General features: G+C 69.6%; 15 protein-coding genes. 4 read left to right on the top strand and 11 right to left on the bottom strand.

What is annotated here, in order from left to right; genetic code table 11:
• The first annotated feature begins 2 nt into the window (after window positions 1–2).
• Entirely contained in the window at window positions 3–818 is an 816-nt protein-coding gene (locus SFB74_RS06875; protein WP_432730024.1) for an ABC transporter ATP-binding protein, read from the top strand.
• A gap of 32 nt (window positions 819–850) precedes the next feature.
• Window positions 851–1723, top strand: coding sequence for an ABC transporter permease (locus SFB74_RS06870; RefSeq protein WP_432731889.1), 873 nt, complete (start codon window positions 851–853; stop codon window positions 1721–1723).
• 59 nt (window positions 1724–1782) lie between these two features.
• On the opposite strand, the gene SFB74_RS06865 is transcribed toward SFB74_RS06870, so the two are convergent.
• The 4 genes from SFB74_RS06865 to SFB74_RS06850 form a co-directional block, all read right to left on the bottom strand.
• Window positions 1783–3948 carry a TonB-dependent receptor domain-containing protein gene (locus tag SFB74_RS06865; RefSeq protein WP_432730023.1) on the bottom strand — a complete coding sequence of 722 codons (2166 nt, stop codon included), beginning with the start codon at window positions 3946–3948 and terminating at the stop codon, window positions 1783–1785.
• Window positions 3949–4028: 80 nt separating this feature from the next.
• Window positions 4029–4235, bottom strand: a complete 207-nt coding sequence (locus tag SFB74_RS06860; protein ID WP_432730022.1) for a hypothetical protein — start codon at window positions 4233–4235, stop codon at window positions 4029–4031.
• Window positions 4232–5434, bottom strand: a complete 1203-nt coding sequence (locus SFB74_RS06855) for a PepSY-associated TM helix domain-containing protein (protein ID WP_432730021.1) — start codon at window positions 5432–5434, stop codon at window positions 4232–4234. Before SFB74_RS06855 ends, SFB74_RS06860 begins: the two co-directional genes overlap by 4 nt.
• A 30-nt stretch (window positions 5435–5464) precedes the next feature.
• Entirely contained in the window at window positions 5465–7585 is a 2121-nt protein-coding gene (locus SFB74_RS06850) for a TonB-dependent siderophore receptor (protein ID WP_432730020.1), read from the bottom strand.
• A gap of 178 nt (window positions 7586–7763) precedes the next feature.
• Here SFB74_RS06850 and SFB74_RS06845 point away from each other — a divergent pair, with 178 nt between their 5' ends.
• Window positions 7764–9365: a phospholipase D family protein gene (locus SFB74_RS06845; protein WP_432730019.1), complete on the top strand. Its 1602-nt coding sequence runs from the start codon at window positions 7764–7766 to the stop codon at window positions 9363–9365.
• A 24-nt stretch (window positions 9366–9389) separates the two neighbouring features.
• On the opposite strand, the gene SFB74_RS06840 is transcribed toward SFB74_RS06845, so the two are convergent.
• The 3 genes from SFB74_RS06840 to SFB74_RS06830 are packed head-to-tail and all read right to left on the bottom strand — an operon-like array spanning window position 9390 to window position 10915.
• On the bottom strand, window positions 9390–10028 hold the full coding sequence (locus SFB74_RS06840) for a PulJ/GspJ family protein (RefSeq protein WP_432730018.1): 639 nt from the start codon (window positions 10026–10028) through the stop codon (window positions 9390–9392).
• Window positions 10025–10414: a type II secretion system minor pseudopilin GspI gene (gene gspI, locus SFB74_RS06835; protein ID WP_432730017.1), complete on the bottom strand. Its 390-nt coding sequence runs from the start codon at window positions 10412–10414 to the stop codon at window positions 10025–10027. The genes SFB74_RS06840 and gspI overlap by 4 nt, the downstream gene beginning before the upstream one ends.
• A gap of 6 nt (window positions 10415–10420) precedes the next feature.
• Complete coding sequence (locus SFB74_RS06830; protein ID WP_432730016.1) at window positions 10421–10915, bottom strand: prepilin-type N-terminal cleavage/methylation domain-containing protein; 495 nt, start codon at window positions 10913–10915, stop codon at window positions 10421–10423.
• 164 nt (window positions 10916–11079) lie between these two features.
• On the opposite strand from SFB74_RS06830, the gene SFB74_RS06825 reads away from it, so the two are divergent.
• A complete protein-coding gene (locus SFB74_RS06825; RefSeq protein ID WP_432730015.1) occupies window positions 11080–11532 on the top strand; it encodes a type II secretion system protein N in 453 nt (150 codons plus the stop codon).
• Window positions 11533–11571: 39 nt separating this feature from the next.
• Here the strand turns inward: SFB74_RS06825 and SFB74_RS06820 are convergent, their stop codons facing one another.
• The 4 genes from SFB74_RS06820 to SFB74_RS06805 form a co-directional block, all read right to left on the bottom strand.
• The gene (locus tag SFB74_RS06820; RefSeq protein ID WP_432730014.1) at window positions 11572–12198 is read right to left on the bottom strand and encodes a transposase; all 627 of its coding nucleotides are present in this window, start codon (window positions 12196–12198) and stop codon (window positions 11572–11574) included.
• A 114-nt stretch (window positions 12199–12312) separates the two neighbouring features.
• Window positions 12313–12984, bottom strand: coding sequence for an RNA polymerase sigma factor (locus SFB74_RS06815; protein WP_432730013.1), 672 nt, complete (start codon window positions 12982–12984; stop codon window positions 12313–12315).
• 107 nt (window positions 12985–13091) lie between these two features.
• Window positions 13092–26012: a filamentous haemagglutinin family protein gene (locus SFB74_RS06810; RefSeq protein ID WP_432730012.1), complete on the bottom strand. Its 12921-nt coding sequence runs from the start codon at window positions 26010–26012 to the stop codon at window positions 13092–13094.
• Complete coding sequence (locus SFB74_RS06805; protein WP_432730011.1) at window positions 26009–26386, bottom strand: FecR/PupR family sigma factor regulator; 378 nt, start codon at window positions 26384–26386, stop codon at window positions 26009–26011. The genes SFB74_RS06810 and SFB74_RS06805 overlap by 4 nt, the downstream gene beginning before the upstream one ends.
• Between the last annotated feature and the right edge of the window lies 1 nt (window position 26387).

Below are 26387 nucleotides of genomic sequence, written 5' to 3'. Positions count from 1 at the left end.
CCATGCGCAACGGAATTCCCCCCAGCAGCAACGGCAGCACCGTGACCTCGGCCATCGACTTCAACGACGTCTCGCTGCGCTTCATCTCGCAGGACGGCAACGCCACCGTGGCGCTGCGCAACTTCAGCATGTCGGTGGCGCGCGGCGAGTTCGTCGCCATCGTCGGGCCCACGGGATGCGGCAAGTCGACCACGCTGAACATGATCACCGGGCTGCTCAAGCCCACCGTGGGCGACGTGCGCGTGATGGGCCAGCCGGTGACGGGCATCGACCCGCGCATCGGCTTCGTGTTCCAGGCCGACGCGGTGTTTCCGTGGCGCAGCGTGGAAGACAACGTGGCGGCCGGCCCGATCTTCCGCGGCAAGCCGAAGAAGGAAGCCCTGGAGCTCGCGAACGAATGGATCCACCGCGTGGGCCTGGCCAAGTTCGGCAAGCACTACCCGCACCAGCTGTCGGGCGGCATGCGCAAGCGCGTGGCGCTGGCGCAGACCTTCATCAACAACCCCGAGATCCTGCTGATGGACGAGCCCTTCTCCGCGCTCGACATGCAGACCCGCACGCTGATGCAGGACGAGCTGCTGCAGCTGTGGTCGGGCAACGGCGGCAGCGTGGTGTTCGTCACGCACGACCTGGAAGAGGCGATCGCGCTGGCCGACCGCGTGTTCGTGCTCTCGGCGCGCCCCGCCACGCTCAAGCGCGTGTACGAGATCGACCTGCCGCGCCCGCGCGTGATGGCGCAGGTGCGCTACGACCCGCAGTTCATCGAGCTCTCGCGGCACATCTGGGACGACCTGCGCGAAGAAGTGGTGATCCAGTGAACGCCATGACGACAACAACGGCAACGAAGACCATGACCCCCTCCTCTACTCCCACGGCGGCCGTGCTGCCCTCCTCGCTCAGCGACGCCGCGCTGGCACGCGAGTCCGAAATCGCCCAGGCGGCCATCCGCGGCCGGCGCCGCATGATCATCGCGCTGCGGCTGATCGTGCTGGTCGTCGCGCTCGGCGGCTGGGAGATCGCGGCGCGCCTGAAGTGGATCGACCCGTTCTTCTATTCGATGCCCTCGATGATCTACGACCAGCTCGTGGAATGGATGCGCGACGGCACCTCGCAGGGCTCGCTGTGGATGCAGGTCGCGGTGACGCTCGAGGAAACGGTGATCGGCTTCCTCATCGGCTCGGTCGCCGGCGTGCTGTGCGGCATCGTCCTCGGACGCAACAAGCTGCTGTCGGATGTGTTCAGCCTCTACATCCAGATCGCCAACTCGATCCCGCGCGTGGTGCTGGGCTCGATCTTCGTGATCGCGCTGGGCCTGGGCATGGCCTCGAAGGTGGCGCTGGCGGTGGTGATGGTGTTCTTCGTGGTCTTCGGCAACGCCTTCCAGGGCGTGCGCGAAGCCGACAAGTACATGATCGCGAACGCGCAGATCCTGGGTGCCTCGCCGCGACAGCTGACGATGTCTGTGGTGATCCCGTCGGCCATGTCGTGGATCCTGGCCAGCCTGCACGTGAGCTTCGGCTTCGCGCTGGTCGGCGCGGTGGTCGGCGAGTTCCTCGGCGCCAAGGAAGGCATCGGCTTGCTGATTTCCACCGCCCAGGGCGCATTCAACGCCAGCGGCGTATTCGCGGCAATGATCGTGCTGGCGGTTGTCGCGCTGGCGGCCGACTTCCTGCTGAGCTCGTTGGAGAAGCGCCTGCTGAAATGGCGGCCCGCGGCTTTCTGAGCATGCGACATTGAACGAAACAACGGCGGGCATTGCCCGCCGTTTTTCATTCCAGCGCCTCAGAACCGGTAGGCGCCGCTCAAGCCCACCGTCCAGTTGCGCCCCGGCGCCGGCTCGTAGTAGCGGCCGTTGCCTTCGTTGACGATCACCGAGCCCACGTAGCGCCGGTCGAACAGGTTGTCGACACGCGCGAAGGCATTGAATTCCCAGCGCTCCCACTTCTTCAGGTAGCCCGCGTACACCGCGGCGACGGCATAGCCCGGCGCGCTCGCGGTGTTGGCGTCGTTGGCCAGGATGCGGCCCAGCGCGCGCATCTCGACACCGGCGCGCCAGCCTTCGGGCGGCACCCAGCCCAGCGATGCGAACAGCGACTGCCGCGCGATGCCCGGAATGCGATTGCCCGCGGCCACCGTGTTCGCGGCCCCGCAGGGTGAAGGCGAGCAGAAGGCGTCTCGGTAGGTCGCGTCCAGCCATGTGTAGGCCAGCTGCGTGCGCCAGTGGTTCGCGGTCTCGTGCTGCCAGCCGAGCTCGAAGCCGTTGCGCTTCGTGCGGCCTGCGTTCTGGAAGGTGGCACGGCCGCCGATGTTGGTGTCCGTCACGATCTCGTCGCGTGTGCGGGTCTGGAACAGCGCGGCCGTCAGCAGCCCCCCGGCCAGCCGCGCCTTCGCGCCGACCTCGATGCTGTCGTTGACCGAAGGGCGCAGCGCGAAGTTGAGTCCGCTCGCGCCGTTGGCCCGGTAGGAGAGTTCGTTCAGCGTCGGCGTCTCGAAGCCTCGCCCGATGGAGCCGTACAGCGCCAGGTCCGGCGTGGCCTGGTAGCGCAGCGACGCCACGGGCAGGGTCTTGCTGTAGCGCGCGCTGCCGCTGTCGTCGCGGTTGGCTCCAACGATGTAGCGGTCCTGCGAGTTGAAGTGCACGCTGCTGTGCCGCACGCCGGCCTCGAGTGTCCATCGGTCGGAGAAGCGCCATGTCGCCTGCGCGTAGGGGTCGAGGTTCCAGGCCTCGTTGAGCTCGTTGCGCCGCAGCCGCCCCTGCACGCCGAGCACCGGGGCCGAGACCGGCCCGAGGTAGTTCTCGTAGCCCCGGCGCTTTTCGCGCAGGCTGTCGTAGCCCAGGCCCGCGACGATGTCGAAGGGCCGGCCGGCCAGGGTGAGCGCGGCGTTCCAGCGCAGGTCGATGCCGCCGTACTGGCGCGACAGGTCGATCACGCCGCCCGCGTGCAGCGGGTTCTGCTGCGCCGAAGGCGGGATCGACTGGAACTGCGTGGTCTTGCGCTGGCCGCCGTAGACCATGAGGCGCAGCCCCTGCGTGGCATCGATGCGGTGCTCGTAGAGCAGGCCGGCCTGCGCCTGCTCGACCGTCTTGCGGGTGTCGTACTGCGTGGCCAGCGGCGCGTTGCGCGGCGCCGGGGCGTACTGGTCGGCGGTGAGGCCCAGCGGGTCCTGCGCGTCGATGCGCACGCTGTTGAAGACCAGCGTGAGCCTGTCGCCGTTGTCCAGCGCAATGCCGAGCTTGCCGTTGACGATGTCGCGCTTCGCGGCGCTGTGCTCGCGCCAGCCGTCGGTGTGGAAGCGGCTCGCGTCGAGCAGGTAGTCGACCGCCCCCTGCGACCCGCTGAGCTGCAGCGACTGCCGCCAGGTGCCGAAGCTGCCGCCCGCGAGCGAATAGGACAGGCGCGGCGGCCCCTCGCCCGAGGCGGTGAAGGCCTGCACCACGCCGCCGGACGAATTGCCGTAGAGCGCCGAGAACGGCCCGCGCAGCACCTCGACGCGGTCCAGCGAGCCGATGTCGATGTTGGAGGTCTGGCCCTGCCCGTCGGGCAGGGTCGCGGGAATGCCGTCGACGTAGATCCGCACGCCGCGCACGCCGAAGGTCGAGCGCGCGCCGAAGCCGCGAATGGAAAGCTGCAGGTCCTGCGCGTAGTTCAGCCGGTTCTGCACCTGCAGCCCCGGCACCGCGCCGAGGCCCTCCGACAGGTTGACCTGCAGGCGGCTGTCGCGCATCTCGTCGCCGTCGACGCGGTCGACCGAACCGGGCACGTTGAAGGGAGCCACCTCGCCGCGGGGCACGGTCACGGTGATCTCGCGAAGGCTCGCGCCGTTGCCGCGACCGGTATTGCTGCCGCCGTTCGGATCCACCGGAGGCTCCTGCTGCGCCCGCGCGGCCGGCGACGCGGCGAGCAGGAGGAAACCGGCGGCGGCGAGAGCAACGGGCGCGAGGTTCATCGCGCCGATTCTGCTTTGGCGCGCCGACCGCGCGTGTCGCGGTGGCGCGACTCTCAGGGAAAACTAGGACGCGCTGCCGGCTAGTGCTGGTTCTGGGCCTTGTCGGCCGGCTTCCTGCACCAGCCGTACCAGATGCACACCAGGCACGGAATGCCCAGCGCGATCCAGGCCAGGATGTCGCCAAGCCCCCCGTCGCTGAAGAGCGCCGAGATCAGGCCGAAGGTGGTGAGCACGCCCAGCACGAGGGGCCAGCCCCACATGTGCCAGAAGCCGTGATGCTGCTTCATGCCTGGACCTTCATCGCCGGTACCGGCTCGGGTTGGGCGGCGCCGACAGGGGCGTGCTGCCGCTCTTCATGTTCTTCCGGCTTCTTCTTCGAAGCCGCGGGCACGGTGTTGCCGCGCTTGAGCCACAGGTACAGGCCGCTGCCCAGCACGATGATGGTCGCTATGTCGAGCAGCGCCCAGATGATCTGCATCGGCATGCCGCCGTAGTCGCCGAAGTGCAGCGGCTGCGACACCAGCAGCGCCCAGAGGTACCAGGGCAGCTTGGGCGACGCGGTCACCTCGGCCGTCTTGGCATCGACCAGCACGGGCTGGAAGAGCTTCGACGTGAAGGGCTCGTTGCCTCGCAGGAAGAAGGTCGTGTGGTGCGGGCTCGAGAACGACGTGCCCGGGAAAGCGATGAACGACAGCTTCATGCCGGGCGTCGCCTGGATCGCGGCTTCCATCGAGCGCTGCACCGAGGCGCGCTCGTTCACCGCCACGACGGGCTCGTTCTTGTAGGGCGTCATGAGCGCGCTGAGCTGGTCGTACTGCCAGTACTTGATGACCAGGTCGGCCCACGTGTTGATCATGCCGGTGGCGCCCACCACGAACACCCACACCAGCGTAACGATGCCCAGCAGGTTGTGCAGGTCGAGCCATTTCAGGCGCGGGCGCTTCTCGCGCCGCACCGTGCCGAAGTCGAGCTTGCGCATGAAGGGCGAATAGAGCACCACGCCCGAGACGACGGCCACCAGCAGCAGCAGGCCCATGAAGCCGAGGAAGAGCTTGCCCGGCAGCCCGGCGAAAAGGTCGACGTGCAGCTTGAACATCACGTACATGAAGCCCTCGTCGAACTTCGGCTGGGCGAGCACCGCGCCCGTGCGCGCGTCGACCGCGACCGACTTGAAGTCTTCGGTGGGCGCCGGCGTGGGCGTGAGCGTGACGAACCAGAGGCCGTCGTCGTCCTCGGGCTGCGAGGCGAACTGCACCACGCGGTCGGGGTGCTTGGCCTTCGCCACCTCGAGCACGCGGTCGAGGCTGATGCGCGGCGTGTCCGCCGGCATCTTCGGCGCCTCGACCTCGGTGCCCAGCAGGTGCCCGATCTCGTGGTGGAAGATCAGCGGCAGGCCGGTGATGCACAGCAGCAGCATGAACACCGTGCACACGAGGCTGCTCCACTTGTGCACCCAGGCCCAGGTCTTGATCTTTCGGCTGTTCATGTCGTGGCGGCTCTGTTGGAGGAAAGGATTCTAGAAACGGTAGGTCGCGCTGGCGACGATGTTGCGGCGCGCGCCGTACCAGCAGTCGCCTCGCGACAGGCAGGTGCTGAAGTAGGTCTTGTCGGTCGCGTTGTTGATGTTCAGGGCGTAGCGCCACTTGGCCGACTCGTAGGCGAGCATCAGGTCGAGCAGGGCCACCGAAGGCACGTACGGCCCCGCGCTGGCGCCTTCCACGTCGCGAAAGCCGCTCATGTAGCGCACACCGGCGCCGGCAGAGAAGCCGGGCACGCCGGCAATGGAGAAGCGGTACTTGCCCCAGACCGACAGCTGGTTGCGCGGCGTGTCGGTGAGCTTGTGATCGACGTCAATGTAGGTGTAGTTGGCGATGAGGTCGAGATCGCGCGCCACGGTGGTCTTGAGCTCGAACTCCACGCCCTTGTTCTTCGTCGCATCGACCTGCCGGCCGTAGTTCGGGTTGGTGCTGTCGAAGACGGTGCGGTTCTTTTCCTTCAGCGAGTACACCGAGGCGGTGAAGCTCGTCGGCGAGCCCTGGGGCTGGTACTTGACGCCGGCTTCCACCTGTTCGCCGCGCAGTGGCTTGAACAGCTTGCCGTCGACGTCGGAGCCCGCCTGCGGGGTGAAGGATTCGGTGTAGCTCAGGTAGGGCGACCAGCCGGAGGGCAGCGTGTACATCACGCCCAGGCGGCGCGAGGTGGCGCTCGTGGTCTCCGATGCGCTGCCCGCCGTGCCGGCGGTGCTGCGGTCATGGCGCAGCCCGGCTACGAAGATCCAGTTGTTCCACTTCATCTGGTCCTGCACGTAGATGCCGGCATTGCGCTGCGTAGTGCGCGGCTTGCGCGTCAGTTCGGTGACGGGCACGTAGCCGATGCCGTAGACCGGCGCGTAGGCGTCGATGGAGCTGTAGACGGAGCCTTCGGTCTTGTCCTGGCGCTGGCGGGAATACTCGGCGCCCACGAGCAGCGTGTGGCGCACGCCGCCGGTGTCGAAATGGCCTTCGACGTGGTTGTCGATGCCCGACATGCTGGTCCAGGCCAGCGACTTGTCGTTGTAGCGGCCGAGCAGGCGCTGGCCGACCGGGTCCAGCGACCAGCCGCCGGGCTGGGAGAAGGAATCGGCGTAGTGGTAGTGCGAGTCGTTGAAGGTGCGCGACGCGCGGAAGTTCTGGCGGAAAGTCCACTGGTCGCTGAACTTGTGCTCGAACAGCCAACCGAAGGTCTTGCGCTCGGTGTCGTAGCCGTCGCCCGGCTCGCCGATGAACCGGCTCGACGGCAGCGGGCCATTGACGTTCGGCAGGATCGTGCCTTGCCAGGGGAAGAACTGCGAGGTGCTGCCGGTCTTGTCCTTCTGCCACAGGGCCTGCAGCGTCAGCGAGGTCGCGGCGCTCGGCCGCCAGGTGAGCGACGGCATGATGAGCGAGCGGTCGTCCGGAACGTAGTCGACCTGGGTATCGGACTTGCGGTGCAGCGCCACCAGCCGGTACGACCAGTCGCCGTCAGCCGTCAGCGGGCCGGTGAGATCGGCCTGCAGCTGCTTGCGGCCGAAGGAGCCGAGCTGCACGCCCACTTCGCGGTACGCCTCCTGCTGGGGCCGCTTGCTGACCATGTTGACCACCCCGCCCGCCGTACCCGCTCCGAAGAGCATGCCCGACGGTCCGCGCAGCACTTCGAGGCGCTCCAGGGTGTAGGGGTCGGGCCGCGCCGTGGCGGTGTACCAGCCGGAGGAATAGGTCTGCAATCCGTCGAGGTAGATGGTCGGGTCGCTGCCGCGCACCGAGAAGCTGTCGGAGCGGGAGTCGATGCCATAGGCATCGGAGCGTACGCCGGCGGCGTAGGTGAGCGCGTCCTGCAGGTTGGTCGCGCCCTGGTCGACCATCTGGTCGCGCGTGATGACGGTCACGGACTGCGGCGTCTCGGCCAGCGGCGTGTCGGTCTTCGTGGCGGTGACGGCGTTCTTCGCGCGGTAGCCGATCACCGGCGAGGTCGCGGTCTCGGCTTCGGCTCCCGCGTCGACCCTCACTTCCGGCAGCGAGGCTGCATTCGTCGTCTGGGCCAGCACCTGATGCTGTGTGTAGATCGCCAGGCATCCCGCCAGCACCGATGCGACCTTGCGCCGCGCCACCAACCTCTTCATTCCCGCTCCGCTCCTCTATAAATTAATAAGAACGATTCGCATTTTAGGCGTGACAAATTCCCGCTTCTCCGAATCACCGCCCTGAGTGAAGGGCGTTACGTTGCGAAATTGCGTCTTCGGGCCGAAGGCGAACCGGCTACGATGCCGCCCGCACGCTCCCAGTGCGTTGGCAGCCTTCATGCTCAAGCTCATCGCCCTCCTGTTTCCCGCGTTGCGCGGTCCGGCTCTGCGGCTGATGGCGCTCGTGGCTGCCGTCGCGCTCACCGGCTGCGCCGGGCTTCCGCCGCGCACGCCCGAGCCGCCCACGCTGGCCATCGCGGCCTCGCCGGCCACCGAACTGGGCCGCGCGGCCACCAGCCTCAACAACCCGCCCGACGGCCTGAGCAGCATGCGGCCGCTGATCGAAGCCTCCTTCGCGCTCGACGCGCGGCTCGAACTGATGCGGCGCGCCAGGTCGTCGCTCGACATCCAGACCTACCAGTTGGGCAACGACAAGACCGGCCGTCTCCTGCTGCGCGAGATGCGCAACGCCGCCCGGCGCGGCGTGCGCGTGCGGCTGCTGCTCGACGACTTCTACACGGCCGGCATGGACCGCCTCCTGCTCGGGCTGGCCGCCGAGCCCAATGCCGAGGTGCGGCTCTTCAATCCCTTCGTGAACGCGCGCGACCACTCGTCGGGCCGCTGGCTGGAGTTCTTCTCCGACTTCCGCCGGCTCAACCACCGCATGCACAACAAGCTGTTCGTGGCCGATGGCGCCATGGCCATCGCGGGCGGGCGCAACCTCGCCGACGAATACTTCCTGCGCAGCGACAGCGCCAACTTCATCGACTTCGAACTGCTGCTGGCCGGCCCCGTGGTGCCCGAATCCGCCGCCATCTTCGACACCTACTGGAACAGCGACGTGGTCTACCCCCTGCTGCGGGTGGCCAGCACCAGCCGCACGCCGCAGGAGCTGAAGGCCGACTTCGAGGAAGCCACCTCCCCCGCCCACGCGCCGCCGCCCGATCCGCTGCCCGTCACCGACCTGCTCGGCGACCCGCCGCTGGCCACCCAGCTCGCCGACATCGACGAAGCCAAGTGGATGCGCGCCGAGGCCCACGCATCCGCCGACAGCCCCAACAAGGCGCTGGGCGTCATGGCGCGCCCCACCGAGCCGCTGGCGCAGCGCTTCCACGAGATGCTGGCAACGGCCCGCTCGAACGTGGTGGTGATCTCGCCCTACTTCATTCCGGGCGACGAGGGCATGGAGCGCATCCGCATGGGCCGCGAGCATGGCGTGAACATCACCGTCATCACCAACTCGCTGGCCGACAGCGACGAGCCGCTGGTCAACATCAACTACAACCGCTACCGCGTCGACATGCTCAAGCTGGGCGTGAACCTGTACGAGGTGAGCACGCAGCAGCTCAAGCGCAGCGACCAGTTCCGCACCCTGCTCAAGAAGGCGCGCGGGCGGCTGCACGCCAAGCTGGCGCTGGTCGACCGGCAATGGGTGCTGCTCGGCTCCATGAACCTCGACCCGCGCTCCGCCCGCCTGAACACCGAGTTCGGCGTGCGCGTGCGCAGCTTCGACCTGACGCAGGCCCTGCTCTTCGCCTACCAGCTCGACGACATCGAGGGCGTGTACCGCGTCACGCTCAAGCCCGACGGACAGAACGTGCAGTGGGTAGGCACGGGCGACGTCAACAACGAGGTGCTCGACAGCGAACCCGACTCGAGCATGCTGACCCGGCTGCAGCTGCTGCTGTTCTCGTGGTTCGTGCCGACGGACCAGTTGTAGATCGCGCCGGTCGGGGCCGTCCGCTCATTCGAGCGGAAAGACCCGGCGATAGGTCTGCACCTGGCGATCCGCGCCTGCTCGCATTCCCAGCGCCAACTCCATGCCCGTCGCCCCCGCGCGTGCGGACGCAACCGCCGGCAGCGGCCGCCAGCCGGCCCCCGGCTCCCACGCCCGAAGCTCGAAAGCGGTCACGTCGTCCAGCAACGCCACGCGATCGCCGGTATCGGGCGGTGGCAACGGAAAGGACGCCGCCACCGGCCCCGCCGCGCGATAGAGCACGCTGCCGCGACGCCACCATTGCACCCGCTGCCAATAACCCGGCGCGGCGGGCGCGGCCCTGACGATCTCCATGAAGAACGGCAGCTCGGTCTGCCTGCGCACCTGCAGCGATGCCGGCAGCAGCGCGATGGCCGGTGCCGCGCCACCGCCCTCGCGCCCCGGCAGCTCCGTGGTGGCGCGCTGCGACAAGTCGCGCTCCAGCTGGTCGAGCGCGCGCAGCAGCCGTGCGACTTCTTCCGTGCGGCGCTCCAGCGCGTTGTTGGCGCGGCTCACGCTGTCGAGGCCGCGCCATGCCATCACGCTCAGCACCGCCATGAGGGCGATGGCGATCATCACCTCGACGAGCGTGAAGCCGGCCTGTGCGTGCGCTCGCGTCGTCGTCATTTGCCCGCTCCTGCGTCCTGCACGCGCGTGCGCAGCGAAGCCAGGCGGCGGTCGCCGTCCTCGGCCAGGTAGACGTCGACCGTCACGCTGCGCAGCCCGTCGACGGCCGTGCCAGCCTCCGTTCGGCAGACCAGGCGCAGGCCGCCCTGCGGGCAGGCGCTGCGCACCACGCCCGGCGCGACAGGCCACTGCGCCATGCGCAGCTCCGCGAGCCGGTTCTCCGCCGACAACATCGCCAGCGATTGCTGCTCCAGCAGCCCGAGGTTGGTGATAGTCAGGCTCGAAGCCCGCACGATCGCCGCCAGCGCGATGCTGACGATGGCCAGCGCGATCAGCACTTCGATGAGCGTGAAGCCCGACTCGCGCGGGCACGGCGCGTTGTTCATGGACTGCTACTTCACTTCATAGCCGCCCGCGGCATCGCGCAGCACGGCCACCGTGACACCGCCACGTCGCAGCTCGAGCCGCCAGGCGGCGCCGATCGGCTCCGAGGTCAGCAGGATCGGCCGCGCAGGCGTCACCTCCACCGGCCCCGCACGCCACTGGCGCGGACGCAGTTCGTCGTCGCGGTTGAAGGTGTCGAGAGCACCGAGCGTCGACACCGTGGGTATCGCGCTGCCGGGCACGGCCTGCCATGTGCCGCGCGCGAACCGGTAGCCGTCGGCATCCGCCTGCCATGCGATGACGCGGCCATCGATGCGCACTTCGTTCTGCGCCACGGCCAGCCGCAGGGCGAGCTCGCGCGCATCGCGCCGCAGTTCCTGCGCCGGATCGGGCGCGACGGCGAGGCTGATAGCAGCGGTCGCGATGCCGACGATGACCATCACGATCATCAGCTCGATCAGCGAGAAGCCGCTCTCGCCCGCGCGCCGTGTTCGCGCCGACATGCACAACATCTTCATCATCCTGCGACGCCCATCGAAGAAGCCTCGCGCGATGCTAGGCAGCACGTGTGATGCCGCCATGAAGCCGCTGACACGAAACCCCAACGAGGGCGTGATAGACAGGACGCCCGACGCCCGCCGCGGCGGCAACCACCTGGAAAGCAACGATGACCGAGCCCGTGAAACCATCCGTCCGATACGCCGTCCATGCCGCTGGCCTGCTGCTCGTGGCGGCGGGCGTGGCGACATGGGCACGCCTGCTGTCCGCCCCCGCGCCGAGCGCACCGCCGCCACCCGCGCCGACCACACAGGCCGATCCTTCGGCCGACGCGATCGCCGCATGGTTCGGGCCCGGTGAGATCCGCGCCAACATCGCGGTCAAGGGGTTGATCAAGTCCGGCGAGCATGGCGTGGCCGTGCTCTCGGTCAACGACGCGGCGCCACGCGCCTACCGCACGGGCGAAGCGCTCGGCAAGTCGGTCACGCTGAGTGCCGTCGAAGCCGACGCGGTGGTGATCGACAAGGCCGGCACGCCGCAGCGCATTGCTGCGCCCGCGCTGCCGCAGCCAGCCACGCCCGGCATCGCAAAGGCAGCGCCCGCAACCGTTGCGACGCCATAACGGCCGAGGTTGCCGGCGCGCCGGCATCCACATCTCTCCTCAGCGCGCCGCCTGGTGCGGCCGCGCCTCCGGCACGACCGCCGCGCAGGCCCAGGTCGACAGCGCATGCAGCAGCCCGCGATTGACGCGGAAATCGCCATCGCCCGATTCAGGCAGGAAGGTATTGGAAAGACAGCGCGTGATCACGCGCGCCACGCGCGGATCGGCGCCCACCGCGTTCAGGTCGCGCGTGAACTCGACGCGGCCCGGCAGCTCGTCGGCGAACTTCTCGAAGCCCACGAACCAGCGGAACAGCATGTTGTAGGTGAGGCTCTCGTGCACCTTCTCGCCGTCTTCCAGCGAGTAGACGATCTGCAGCACCAGGCTGCGCAGCAGCGTCGATGCGCCGATGCGGCTGCCGTACTGCAGCTCCAGGTCGGCCAGCAGCGGGCGCTCGTAGCGCAGCGCGTCTTCCACCAGGTCGTGCAGCGCCACCAGCGGATGGCCCTCGGGCACGAGGGCCCGCAGGTTGTCGGCCTGCACCCAGGCCTGGTGGCTCACGATCCAGACCCATGGCGATCCGTAGCGGTTGACCGCCACCGGGCCCTCTCGCGCGCGTTCGACGATCTTCGAGAGCCTGGCATCCAACTCCTGCATGGTGACCCGCATGGGTGTCGTCCACTTCATCACCTGTTTCCTCCAGTTCCCGAATGACTATGCAACAGGATGCGTGACGGCTGCGCGAGCGGGACTTCCGCAGGGGCAGGCAGGCAACGCACCCGCCTATGGCTCATCGACGGCTCAGCGCAGGACGCCAAGGGCCTGCCTGAGCGTGGTGTCCACCCTGCGCACCGAGACGCCGTGGCGCCGGGCCACTTCCTGGCGCGACATCTCATGCAGGCGCAGCGCCAGCAGCACGGAGCGGTGGCCGCGCGGCAGGCGCTGCATGGCGCGGTCCACCGCCGCCACCTCCGAGCGCGCCTCGGCGATCAGCTCCGGGCCCGGCTGCAGGTCGGCGATGACGTCGAGGTCCGCATCCTCCTCGTTCGCGCCTCCCGGCCAGCGCTTGCGCGAACGCAGGCTGTCCATCGCGAGATTGCAGGCCACGCGATAGACGTACGCGTCGGGGTTCGCCGGCGCTTCCTGCGGCTGCCTCTCGCCCAGGCGCAGCCACGCGTCGTGCAGGCATTCGCGCGCGAAGTCCGCGCATCCCAGGTGCCGCTCCAGGCGCCGGTGCAGCTGCGCGTAGTGCGTCGCCAGGTGCGCCTGCAGGTCGGGCGCCTGCGCAGCCGCTGCGGCGGGCTTCTGCGTGCACGCCTGCGGTGCCGGCATGACGACGCATTCGTCATCGTCATCACGCAGGTCGCGCAGATCACGCAGATCGCGCAACTGTTCGCGCAGTTGCCATCCGGGTTGGAACAGCATGGAGAACCGGTCCGGCACGCGGCCGATGGCCTGGGTTTCTGGAGTCATGATGGGCTTTGCTGAACGCCTGGCAAGACACAGCCGGGATCTCCGGCAACGGGCTTGGCCAGGCCTTGGAACAAGGAAGGACGAACAGGCACGCGCAGGGGCGCAGGTCAACGTTGCAGGTTGGCGCGCTCCTCGTCCGTCAATTGCCGGCTCGCCGACGGCGGCAGCTGGCCGCCGCCACCCAGCACGCGGATCACGCTGCGCGGGTTGTAGCTGGCCTGCACGCCCTTCCTGCCGTCGGAGGCATCGCCGCCGTCACTGCTGCTGTTGCTGCTGCTGTTGTTGCCGGCACCGCTGCCGGCGGCCGGCTCGTTGCCGAAGCCGAGCACGCGCACGGTGAACACCGAGGGCAGCGCCTGCCGCGCCGCGGCGCGATCGCGCTGCAACGCCTCCTGCGCGGCCGCGCCGGCCTGCGAGGCCGCGGCGCTCGCGTTGGTGAGCGCGCTCACGTTCACCGACGCCACCACCGGCAGGCCGGACGACTCGCCCTTCACCTGGATGTTGGCCGCGTTCACCACCTGCAGCGCCGCGACGTTGACGCTGCCCGACACCCGGATGCCGGCCTCGCCCGCATCGATGGTGCCCAGCGGCGCGATCAGGTCGACGTCGCCCGGCGGCACCTCGGGAATCGGCGCCAGCGTCGCGATGCCCGCGCCCGAACTCGGTGCCTGCGGCGAGATCTCGACATTGCCGACGTTGTCGTAGACCAGCTTCGGCGGCGTGAACAGCACCGTCGTCTTCGAGCCCCGGCCCGCGTTGATGTCACCCTTCTCCGACCAGGCGAGGATGCCCCCGCCGAAGGTCGTCATGATGCGCGACAGCCCCAGCAGCAGGCTGCCTTCGCTGAAGAGCCGGATGTCGCCCTGCCCCTGCGTCATCACGCCCGAGCTGGCCGGCGGCACCGCGCCCTGCACGCCCAGGATGATCTGCCCGCCCGGCGCCATCATCTCGATGTCTCCGCCGAAATTGGTGCGCACGCCCGAGCCGCCGAACATCGTGATGTCGCCGCTGCGCGCGATCTCGCGGCCGGACGCGTCGCGGTCGGGGAACAGCGTGGCGATCATCTCGCGGCCGCGCAGGTACGAGCCCTTGCGGCTGCTCGCAGCATCGTTGTATTCGCGGCCGCCGGCGCGCAGCTCGGCGTAGTAGACCTGCCGCAGGAAGATGCGCTGCTGCTCGGGCGTGAGTGCGTCGAAGTACGCGAGCGCCTGTACGGTGCTGCCGCCGCTTTCGAAGCCGTAGCGGTCCTTCAGCCATGCGACAAGCTCGGCCTCGTAGGTCTTCACGGCCTTGCCGGGCTGGCCGGCGAGCGGCTGGGAAGCGTCTGCGCGATTCGACGGATCGAGGTAGCGCGCGCGAATGGGCGACATGTCCAGCCCCGATGCCCCCACGCCGGCCATGATCGCGACCGACGTGCCGGGGCGCTTGTCGCCCGGCACCACCGGCCCGATCGAGGTGATGCCGCCGCGGTCGGCCTGCAGCAGGTTGCGCCCGGCCGAGACTTCGAGCGTGCCCGGGCCGGCCACGTCGAAATTGGCATACAGGATGTCGCGACCGGCGGAAACGATGGAGACGTCGGTCGGGTTGTCGTGGACGACGAGGTTGCCGCGCAGGCTGCCCGAGAGTTCCTTGGGCCCGACGGTCGAGCCTCCGGGCGCGACACCGGTGTTGACGATGTCCCTGCCCGCCATGACGCGCACCGGCGCGGCGGCGTTGTACCAGGTGCTTTCGCCGCGCGTCACGACTTCGCCCGTCTTCAGTCCGACGATGTCGCCGCCGGCGGCATAGAACCGCATGGGGGACGCATCGGGTGCGCGATCCAGGGGAACCGCGGCTGTATTCGGGCCGAACGCGAAGAGCGTCGGAAGAAGCACCGGCGTATCGGTGGTGCCCGAGATCGCCAGGCCGTCCGCCGCCACATTGGTCGCGAGCACCTTGCCGGCGCCGTAGGCCTGGCCGACGAACGCCGGATTGAAGGGCGTCGGCAATGCCGTGCCCGTGCCCGACATGCCGACCGAGTACTGGCCTGCGTAGAGGGAGCCGCCCGCGAGCATTTCCAGTTCGCCCGTGGCGGAAGGCGCAAGGGTCAGGCCGTAGCCGATCTTGGCGGGATCGCCTACCGTATGCGGCAATGCCGCGTAGCCGTAGTAGAGGTTCCCCGTCAGGGCCGCGGCCCGGAAGATCGAGGGATAGACGATCCACGCATCCTTCGTGGTGGTGCGCAGCTGAGTGTCGTCGCCGGACGCCATCGTGGGCGTGAGATGGCCACCGGCGGAGACGAGGTCGATCGCGCTGCGACCGGTCCAGAGGCTGAACCAGCCCTGCCCGCCGGACTGGGACGCCTTCCCTCCCACCGAGAAGGCGGAGCTGTTCGGCGTGTCGCTGCGCCCCGGATCGGATGCCCCGCCGAGCACCAGGTCGCCGCGTGTCTGCAACCGGATCGCCGTGTCGCCCGGCACGAGGTTGATGCCGCCCCGGGCATCGGCATAGCTCGACACGAACGGATCGATGGCCCGCGTGTCGACGGGATCGGAGAACCTGAACGTGCCCGAGAGGTACTGCCGGCTCAGGCTGCCGATCGATCCGGCGCTGACCTCCGTGGCGCCGCGCAGGTTCGCGATGGCGCCGGTGAGAATGAGTTTCTCCGAGCCCGCGCTGAGATTGCGATTGGGATTGAGCGCACCCGCGATACGCATGTCGATGTCGCCGCCGCCGGTCAGCGTGAGAGTGCCATCGGCGCCGACCCGGCCTGTGCTGCCCACGGCAACCACCAGACCCTCGCTGCGCTCCGTGCCGCTGGTCTGGAGTCCGCGCAGCCCGATCGCTCCCGCCTCGCCGCCGACACGGATGCGCACGTCGCCGCCGCCCAGCGTGCCGATGCCGGTGAAACCGGCAAGATCCGGCGCCTTCCGGTCATTCGCCTTGTCCGCCGTACTCGTGTAAGCGCCGAAGTTGATCCACCATGCAGTGGGAATCGCCTCATCGATGGCGGTCTTGCCCGAGCCCTGCCTCCAGAGCCAGTTGCCCGATATGGCGCTCGATAGTCCCGTGCCGAGCAGGTCGCCTACAAGGTTGCCACCGGCAGAGACCAGCACGTTGCCTCCCTGGTCGGGATACCAGGCGCGATAACCCGCCAGGCTAGAGCCATAGTCGAGCAGTTCGGACTGCGGGCCGATCGGCGACCCACTCGCATCCTTGCCTCGTGGCCGGCTGTAAGCGGGGTCGGCGGCCGTCGCCGATCCGGCGGTATAGACGCCGTAGAGCGAGTCCATGCGGATATCCCCGGCGGCAAGCAGTGCGAGGTCGCCAGTGCCGGTTCGCAACACACTGAAGGCCGGCGCAACGATCCGGCTTCCAGTGATGGTTGGTGGACCGCCGGCGACCGGCACACACCAGGAGGGCTCGATCTCGCACAAGATCAGATCGATGTCGTCGACCTTCGACCCTTCCTCGTGGCCCAGGTCGTTGGGCCCCCATAAGTAGATCGTCGAGGCACTGATCGTGTAGTCCCTGATCGCATGCGTATCCGCCAGCCTGATCGCCGCAGTCGAGGCCGGATTCAGTGCGCGCCGGTCGGCCGAGCCGAGATCGGCGCCCGCAACCAGTTGCACGTCCCATGAAGTGGCGCCTTCGCCGAGCATCGGCGCCACGGCCCAGTTGCGCCCTTGCGCGCCGTTCGCCGAAGGGCGCAGGTCGATGGGCAGGTCGCCCGGGAGCTCGACCGAGGTCAACGACGGAATGAGCGATCCACGCGCGAGCCTGGTCTGGCCAGTGGTGGTCATCGTCACAGGCAGCACCACGCCCTTGGGCCACGTCAGCGCGGCCACGTCCGCGGCCGCACGCAGCGCCGTACCGGCGCCGAGCCGCATGCCGGCAGTCAGCGTCGCCACGTTTCGCAGCACCGTGCCGGCCGCGTAGGCCACCGACCCGTCGGCGTTGTAGATGTTGGCGCCGACCACGGTGCCCGCCGACAGGTTCAGCGGACCGGTGAGCACGGCATCCACCGGCAGCACGGTCCCCGCCGGCAGCTTCATCGCCGCCACGTCCACGCTGTAGTTGAGCGTCGCTCCCGCCGGAAAGATCGTGCCCGTGTCGAGCACCACGTTGTCGATCGGCACCACGATGTCGCCACCGAACCCGGCAAAGGTCGGGAAGTGGGCCTCGGTCAGCACCCAGCCGTTGTCGTCCGGCGTCTTGGCAGGCGGCGCGAAGCCATCGTTGATGCTGCCATGGACATTGAGCCCGCCGGCCGCGCGGATCACCAGGCGGCCGGGCTCGCCGAAGCCGCGCCGGGCCGGATCGCCGCGGTTGGCGTCCGGGCCGTACCGGTAGCCGGAAAGGTCGAGGTCGCCTTCGATCGTGAGGCCGCCTTGCGGGTTGATGCGGCTGTCGCTGACGATCTCCACGCCCGGCCGCAGGTGGTAGGCGCCCAGTCCGGACAGCCGGCTGCGCAGGGCCCCGTTGCCGAGTGCAGCGTCAATGAAGCGCTGGCTGTCCGTGTCGATGCGATCGAGGTAGCCCTGCGTGATGAGCTGCGGCCGTTCGCCCGACACGTCGGGCAGGCTGGCCTGCGGCGCATCGCGGTAGGTGCGGAAGGCGTTGACCGCAATGGTCTTCGCCCCCTGGATCGCCGGCGTTCCATTGACCGCCACGGCCACGTCGTCCTCGCCGGTGCGCGGCGCATTCAGGTCGAGCGTGCCGCGCGCCCGGCCATCGTTCTGGCCCGCCTTCGTGCCCACCGGCACGTCGGTTCCGGCGCGCAGGTCGATGCGCGCGCCGCCGCCCAGCGTCAGCGTGCCTTCGCTGCTGGTGAGATCGACGATGGCGCGGTTGGGGCTGTCGATGATCTTGCCGTAGCTGTCCACGCGCAGGCCCGTGCCGTGCGCGTCGAGCGTGCCATTGACGGTGAGGTCGCCCTTCGATGCGAGGCGAATCGTTCCGACCTGAAAGCCGCTGGCATCGATGCGGCCATCCACGCGCAGGCTGCCGCCATCGGCGGTGATGGACACCTCCCGGGCCTTCACGCCGTCGCCGACGACCAGATCGCCCTGCTTGACCTGGAAGCGCCGCGCGCCGAACACGCCGCCCTCGTTCAACCGGGCGTTGAGGCCGGCGAAGTCGCCGAGCGTCTGCGCGCGCACCGTGAGTTCGCCCGCGTCGTAGGGCACCACCGTGCCGCCCGCGTCGTAGGTGCCGCTGCTGCCGCCGCGGATCGCGCCGCGCAGGTCGACGTGCCCCGCGTTCGCCCCCAGCGCGGTCGCCTCGATGGTGCCGCCGCGATGCGAACGCGCGGACACGTCGATCAGCGAGCCGGCAGCCTGCGTGATGTTGCCCGCCGCGCTGGACAGCACGAGGTCGCCGCCCCAGCTGTACTTGTCGACGTCGAACAGCGCCACCTTGCGGCCCGACAGGTCGATGCGCGAGGCGCCGCCGAGCACGATGTCGTCGGTCGCCGCCAGCACCAGCCTGCCGGAGGGCAGCACGACGCTGCCCTCCAGGCCGATGCTTTTCCCCCTCAGCTCCAGTGTTGCGCCCAATGCGTCGCTCGATGTGGCGGCCGCGCCTTCGAGTGCGGCCACCCTGATTGCGCCACCCGCGGTGATTCGGGTCTTCGAGCCCGATTGCCCTGTCAGCAGCGGCGACGTGATCGCGAGGTTGCCGCCCTCGTACGAATAGCCCGTGCCCGGCACGTAGGCGCCCTGCCGCTGATACACCGACAGCGTGCTGCTGCCATCGGAGGTCACGCGTTCCGAGGCCGAGAGCTTCACGTCCGCGAAGCCCAGCGCCAGCCGCGCATCGGTCTGCGTGCCGTTGGCCTGCGCATACGGGCCGTGCCCGAGGACGATCGAGCGGGCCGCGATGTCGAGCGTGCCGCCACCCGGCAGCCCGGCGATAGAGGCACCGGGGGTGCCTTCGGTGCCCGTCCAGACGAACTCGCCGGCGCGAATGGCGGCCACGTCGCCGGCTGCGCCGTAGCCATGGATCACCGGCGTGCCTAGCACCAGCCGCTGGAGGCTGGATGCATCGAGCTTCACCGCGCCGTAGGTGTTCACGGCATCGCGCGCATTGAGGGTCAGCGTCTCCAGGGCCGGCGCGCCCGTGGCGGTATTGCCGGCCAGCAGCCTGTCCAGCCTCGCCTGGTTGAGCACGAGGCCGTTCGGCAGTTGCCCGCCGGCGTCCGCGGCGGCGATGCTCGCGTTCTCGCCGAGGTTGACCGTGGCCAGCGCCAGCGAAAGGTTGCGCGTTCCATACGAGACGTTGTCGCCCAGGGCCAGCGATCCTCCGGTGGCGATCGCCAGCGTGCCCTCCGACACCATGCGGGTCTCGCCGGTGCACGACGCGCTCACGCAGCGTCCGATGTCGATCGCGACCGTTCCGGGCCCCTGCGCCGCGTTGGGCTGCGCGAGCAGGAGGTTGAACCAGCCGTTGGACAACGCCACCACGCCGGTGCCGACGAACACATAGCCGTCGCTCGAGCCGAAGCTCCTCGTGGTCCTGCCGACCGTGCCGAGCGAGGCCCCTTCCTCGACGGTGATCCGGCCGTCCGCAACGCGGGGCGCGCCCGCCAGGACGAGCTCGCCCGCCGACAGGTTCGCGCCGCTGCGCACGACCAGGCTGCCGGCCCCTTCGATCTCGACGATCCGCCCGCGCTGGCCGTAGGTGTTGCCCAGCGCGCCGTTGAGCACCAGGCGCGAGGTGCCCAGCCTGTTCAGTTCGCTGTCGTAGACCGATGCTCCTGCCAGCTTCTCGTCGGCCGACTGCCCGGCGGCAAGAACTTCACCGAGGTTGCGCACGTTCACCGTGCCGCCGAAGCCCGCGCTGGCGGGTTGGGCATCGAGGCGCAGGTCGCCGTCGAACTTCAGCGCGGTCCGGTCCTGCTCGTCCGCGGACGGGCGAGACAGCATGATGTCCAGCGTCTTCGCATCCGAGGTGATCGCCGCGCGCAGGAAGCCCAGCCGCGCCGCGTCGGCGCGCACGAAGGCGTTGTAGTCCGTCTCGTTGTAGCCCGAGTAGGTGCGTACCTTGTCGGCCGGCGTGATGACGACCTGGTTCGGCAGCGCCTCGCGGATCGACGTGTTGGCCACGCCCAGATAGCCGCCCGCGACATAGGAGCCGTTGCCGATGCTCGTGACGCCCGAGAGCCCCACGCGGTCGGCCGCGCCGATTTCCACCCGATAGGCGCCCGGCAGCAGCGCATAGCTGGAAGGCATCAGCGTATAGGTGCCCGCCGGCAGGCCCGGCACGCCGGCGGGCACGGTGATCTGCTGTCCGATCCCCGGCGTGCCGAAGCCCGCTTCGGGTGCCACCGGCGCGTACCTCGCGGCGCTTCCGGGAACGATGGCATAGACCGCGTTGCCGGCCCGGCTGAAGCCGTTGGCGGGATTCGCGTTGGCCAGCGGCGTTGCCAGCACGTCGACCGAACCGCCGCGTCCGCTGACGAATCCGGCGCCGGCCAGGGTGCCGCCGCCCGACAGGTCGAGCACCGAGCCTTGCTGTGCGTCCAGGTGGCGCGTGCTCACCTTGATGCCGTTGGCCTGGTCGCTCACGCTGCGCAGCGCCACAGGCTGGCCGTTGTACTGGTAGCTCAGGCCGTCGACCGTGCCGCCGTAGGGCATCAGCAGCCCCGCGCCGCTCACCGAGGTGATGCTGCCCGGCAGCAGCGTCACGCGGTTCGTGGCCGAAGTGACCGGGTCGAACTCCGTGCCGAGGGTCAGCTGCCCCAGGGGCGCGCGCACGATGCCGCCCTGCTCGACGGTCTCTGCACCGAAGGTGATGCGGCCGAAGGCGGAGTAAGGCATCGCGACCTCGCCTTCGCCCTGGCGGCGGATGGCGATGATGCTGTCGCGTGCGTAGCTCTGGCGCGCGTCGGCGCCCCGGACATAGCCGGCCACGATCGAGTTGCTCGTGCCGGTTCCCGGATAGATCTGCGCGGCGGTCAGGCGCACGTTGCCTTGCGTCACAAGAGAGGAGCCGAGCAGGCGCACGTCGCCGCGGCTCGTGAGCTCAACTTCCTTGAACCCGCGCCGGTCCACCGTGTAGCCCGAGAGGCCGAGATCGACGTTCGCGCGGGTACCGAAGCCGACCGCGTCCCGCACGTCGACCAGGTCCGCGAGCACGGAAAACGCGCCATCGGCCTGCTGGAGGGAAGGGCCGTTCTCCCAATGGGCCATCGGCATGATCCGGCCCTCGCCCGTGGCCCTGCGCGTCGTGCCCGCCAGCCGCACGTAGGGCGCGGACAGCGACACCGTCGCGCCCGGCGCCGTCTTCTCGCTGTGCGCGTAGGTGCCGGCATACATGCGCAGGCTCTGGCTCATGCCGAGCACGACGTTGCCGTCGAAGCTCAGCGAGCCGTCGACGAGCATCGAGAGATTGCCGAAGCCCCCGGCCTCGATGCGGTCGACGCCGAGGCGCGCGGTCCCGGTGAGCAGCCCGCGCCTTGCGTCCGCCGCGCTCTGCCCCGCCGCCACCGCGCTGTGGCCCTGCTCCTGCGCCAGCACCAGTTCGCGATGACGCAGCACGTCGCCGCGAGTGGTCGCCTTGTCATAGACCGGCGACGCGAGCGCGATGCCGAGCGTGCCGCCCGCGGCGCCTTCGCCTCCCGCGGCCGCGCGCAACGTTCCGTCGAGGTACAGGCCCTGGTTGGACTTGAGCACGATCGAGCCGCCATTGCTGGCTACGGCAATGGACGCCGGAACCGGGCCGGTGGTATTGCCCGGAGGATCGAGCACGACACTGGCGCCCGAGGCATCGAGCAGCGCACCCGGTCGGATGACGACGAACGCGTCGGCGGCCTTGGCCTCGCCCGTCTTGTCCCAGTCGAGCGCACCGCCGATGCTGATCGTGCCGCCGTCGGACACCTGTCCGTAGGTACGGCCGAAGGTGTCACGCGCGGTCGCCGCACGCGCCGCGACATCGAGCACGGCATTGCCGCCGATCCAGATCAGGCCCGGCGTTCCCAGCGCCGTGGTCTGCGGCCGGTCGATCGCGATCGTGCCGCCCGGCGCGGTGAGCCGGCCGTCGACAGTGACGTCGCGGCCCAGCAGGGTGATCGACTGGCCGGGATCGACGTCGATCGAAGCACCCGGGCGGATGTCGATCGGGCCGCCGAAGGTCGACTCGGTGCCCGAGGCGACCGTCGATTGCAGGGTCAGGCTGGCGCCGCCGCGCTGCGTCAGCGTGCGTTTCACCGGGTCTTCCGTCCACAGGGGGGGCGTCCACAGCTCCATCGCGGCAGCGGGATCGGTGCCGGTCGCGACGGTCTTCGACCCGTCGGTGAACCGGTAGGCGGGCATCCGGACATCGAGCTTTGCGTTGTCGGCCACGACGACGCCGAGATGGCCGTTGAGGTCGTAGCGCGCGAAGCCCGAGCGCAGCACGCCGGCGTCGATCGCGGTGTTGGACCGGGTGGCCACGTCCTGCCTGAAGACGGAACCGGCCGCCACCTGCGCGCCGCTCCTGATCGTGAAATCCGCCGGCGCCGCGTTGCCGGCGGCGACCGTCACGTTCTGGGGAACGACCGAAATTCCGTTCGGAAAGACGTTCGCCGGCAGCACGTATCCCAGCGGGAAGACGCTGGTCGAGGAGATTCCGATCAGCGTGGCGCCCGCCGGCAGGGTCTCGATGACGGTCCCGTCCCCTGCCCGGCCCACGGCAATGCTTCGCGGCACGCCATTGACGATGACCTGCAGGACATAGGCGCTGAGGGCGCCCACGGCTGCCTGCGGGGGCGTCCAGTCGGCCGCGAGGACCACGGCATTCGGCGCGTCGGTGCCGAAGACCGGCACGCTACCCACCGCCTCGCCCGGCTGCGCGCGCTTGCGCTCGTAGCTGTAGTCCACGGGGAGCACATCTCCGGCCCGGACCTGATAGTCCTGCAGGAGGATCAGGTCCAGAGGCGCGCGCTCGCCCGCATTCAGCACGCCGCCGCCGGCGCCGCGCACCTGGCCGCCGACGACGATGCCTCCGCCCGAAATCAGCTTCAGCGTGCCGCCGCCGTTGGCGCCGTAGCCGCGAATGTCGCCGTCGATCGTCAGCATGGCATGCGTGCCCTGCCCCGAGGGCAGCATGTCCGCACCCAGCGTCACGTCGCCGCCACGCCCGCCGCGTGTCTTGCCGCCGGCCAGCACGGCCGCGCCCGATGACACGTCGATCGACGTGCCGCCCGCGAGCGTCACCGCGCCCGCGCTGCGGATGTCGACGCGGCCGCCGTCGATGTACGGCAGGCCGGCACCGCTTTCCGGGTCCAGCTGCAGGTTGGTCCAGAGTCCGCGCGCGTCGAGCTTCGCCTCCTTGGCGACGACGACTTCGCCGGGGTTCTTGGCCGTCGGTGTCGCCAGGAGCACGGGCGTGAGGCCGGCGCGCATCAGTGGCGTCGCCGCATTGCCGAGCACGATGGCGCCGCCGCGCGCGGCGAGGTCCGCGTTCACCGCGACTTTGGTGGCGAAGAGCTCGATGCTGCCCCCCGGCGCCACGGCGAGAGCGTCGTCGACCGTCACGCTCTCGCCCGCCACGGCCGTGATCGCGCCGAGGCCGAAGCCGCTCAGGCGTTTGCTGTCCAGGTACAGCGTGTTCCTGCGCTCCTCGGGCAGCGCGGTCTCGGGTGCGAGGGCTGCGCCGAGCACCGGCTGCTTGTCGTCGAACACGATGCGCTGGAACGTGGGCGCGAGCGCCCGGAAGGTACCTACCGGCATCTGTCCGGCCTGGGCGTTGTAGCCCGTCGTGTAGCTGCCGAAGACCAGTTGCGCGGCCTGCGCCGCCGCGTTGTGCGACTGGGCATAGCCGTCGAGTGCGGCATCGCCCTTCACAGTCTGGCGCGGCCCCTGGTACGCAGCGGCGGTGATGTCGCCTTCCAGCACAGCCGCGCCGGTCGCCACCACCAGCCGGCCTGCGTCGCGGCCAACGGTGTAGCCGTTCTCCAGCCGGCTCTGCGCCCCGATCAGCGGGTTGTAGAAGTAGCCCGTGGTCTTGTCGCCCCAGCGCTTGTGCTCGTCCTCGAAGCCCTTGTACAGGCCGGTGTACTCCACGTTGGCAGGCGCGTTCGACACCTCGTAGAGCCGCCCGTCCCTGCCCTTGAGCCAGCTCTGGCGGATGACGCCGGTCTGCACGTCGAGCGTGCCGCCCGACAGGTTGATGTTCGAGCCCGCCTGCGTGACCAGCTCGCCGCCTCCGAAGGTGACGCTGCCGCCTTGCGCCGCCCACTCTCCGATGCGGTGCCCCTGCAGGCCCAGGTACCCGCCGACTTCGAGCAGGCCGCCGGGTGTGTACCAGCGCTCCTTGTCGTAGCCGCCGGTGCCCGCCGCCACGCGCACCAGCTTGCGGCGGTCGATCCACACGTTCGCGTTGTTCAGCATCGAGGTGTCGCGGTTCAGCGGCGCGTCGCGCTGCTCGTTGCCCTGGATGTTGACCTGCACGTTGTTGGAGGCCATGGCCACCTGCACGCCCACCGCGCCCGACACGTCGAGCCGCGCGCCGTCGGCCACCGTGCTGCGCCCGCCGGTCTTGCCCGCGCTCACCGCCAGCTGGCCGCCGGTCGCGAGCGTGGTGGACCCGCCTTCGAACAGCACGTTGCCGCCCGAGACGATCTCGATGCGCGAAAGGTCCTGCCGGTCGTCCAGCAGCGAGAGGTTGTCGAAGACGCCGGTGGCCGTGCGAAGGCTGTTCTGCTGCGCCGATTCGGCGATCGCGGCTTCGCGCTGGCTGTCGAGCGCGGTGCGGCCGTTCCTGTCGTCCAGCAGCACCGCGTTCAACGCGCGCTGCGTGACGGTCACGCTGCCGAGCTTGTCGCTCGCCGAATTGAGCAGGTGGATCGTGCCGCGCACGTCGACCGTGGTGGTGGCCAGCGCCACGCCGTCCTGCACCACCTTGCGGCCGGCCATCGTGATGTCGCCCTCGGGCGCCTGCAGCAGCCCTGTGTTGACCACGCTCCCCGCCGTGCTGTCGGCATTGAACTGCGGCGACACCTCGTTGCCGCGCGTGGTGGAAGCCTGGTTGGCCGCCGTGCCCTGGCCCGGACGCACGATGAAGAAATCGCCCGCGGCCATCTGCGCCTGTCCGCGCGGCGTGGCGATGCTGCCTGCGTTGCTCACTTCCTTGCCCAGCAGGAGCACGTAGCCGCCACCCTGCTTCACGGAGGTCGGCGTGCGCGTGGTGATCTGCGCGCCCGCTTCCACCTTCACCGCGCCGCCTGCGTCGGTGAAGCTCGGGGCGTAGCTGTCGCTGGTCTTCGCGCTGTGGATGCCGTTGGCCTTGAACTGCTCGTCGCTGATGCGTGCGGCCGCGGCCACCAGGCTGCGCGTATCGGTCTGGCTGCTGCCGCTGAAGACGATGCCGTTGCGGTTGGCGATGAGCACCGTGCCGTCGGCCTTGATCTGCCCCTGAATCTGCGAAGGCCGCGCCTGAGGATCATTGACGCGGTTGAGCGCAGCCCAGTCGGCCTGCTGCCTGAACTCCACCGTGGTGTTGCGCCCCACGTTGAAGGTCTCCCAGTTCAGGATGGCCCTGTCGCCGGTCTGCTGGATCGCGACGTTCGTGCGGCCATCGGCCTGCTGCGACTGAACCGGCGCCTGGGCGTTGTGCCAGCCCGCGGTGAGGCTGTTGGTATCGACCCGCAGGCCGCCCTCGGCAAGACCGTCGGGAACGGCCGACGGGTTGCGCAGCGCCGCCTCGCGCGCTGCCGCCTGCGCGGCCTGCTGGGCCGCGATGGCCTGCGCAGCCTGGTTCAGGTTGCCGATCGAACGCTGCAGCTGGGCATTGGCCTGCTGTTGCTGTTGTGCGGGGTTCGTGAGGCTCGATGCCGGCATGCCGTTGGGCAGGCGACCGGTCTGCGCGGCACCGGCCTGCGCCGCGCCCTTGTTGGCGAACCACGCGGGGCTCAGGGCCTGGGTCGCATGCGCCTGGGCCAGGGCGCCGAGCGCCGCCAGCGCCACGGCCACCGAGCGCGCGAGCGGCGTCAGCCTGAGATCGCCGCTGGCGGCCGGTTCGCGAGGTTCCGCCTTGCTGCGGCGCGAACGATGGGTGTACGGATTCAAGACCATGAGTGCCTGGGCCGCAATTGCGGGGAAGAAGATGTGTCCGATGCAGGGCCCGATGCGGCGCTGCGTCCGGTGTGTCGGAAACCGCCGGCCGCGCCGGCTGCCGCCCTCGAGCGGCCGGCCACGTCGCGACGGCGCCTGCGCTGCAAAAGCTCGCAGGCGGCGGGCAACAGCAGCGCCCACAGCGCAGTGGCCTCATGCCAGGCCCGCGCATGCGCCGTGCTGCGCGCGCACCAACCCTCGAGCGCGAGCACGTCGGTCTCGCTCACGCGAAGGCGGTTCAGTCGCACGATCCAGTCCAGCGCTTCGCCCAGGCAGGCGTCGTCGCTGCGCGGGTTGCGCGGCCGGTCGTCATGAGGCGTCGGTTCCATA

It is taken from the genome of Variovorax xiamenensis (assembly GCF_050916385.1).
Taxonomy (GTDB): domain Bacteria; phylum Pseudomonadota; class Gammaproteobacteria; order Burkholderiales; family Burkholderiaceae_C; genus Variovorax.
The sequence above is the reverse complement of the archived record's forward strand: the minus strand, read 5'-3'. Positions and strand labels throughout refer to the sequence as shown.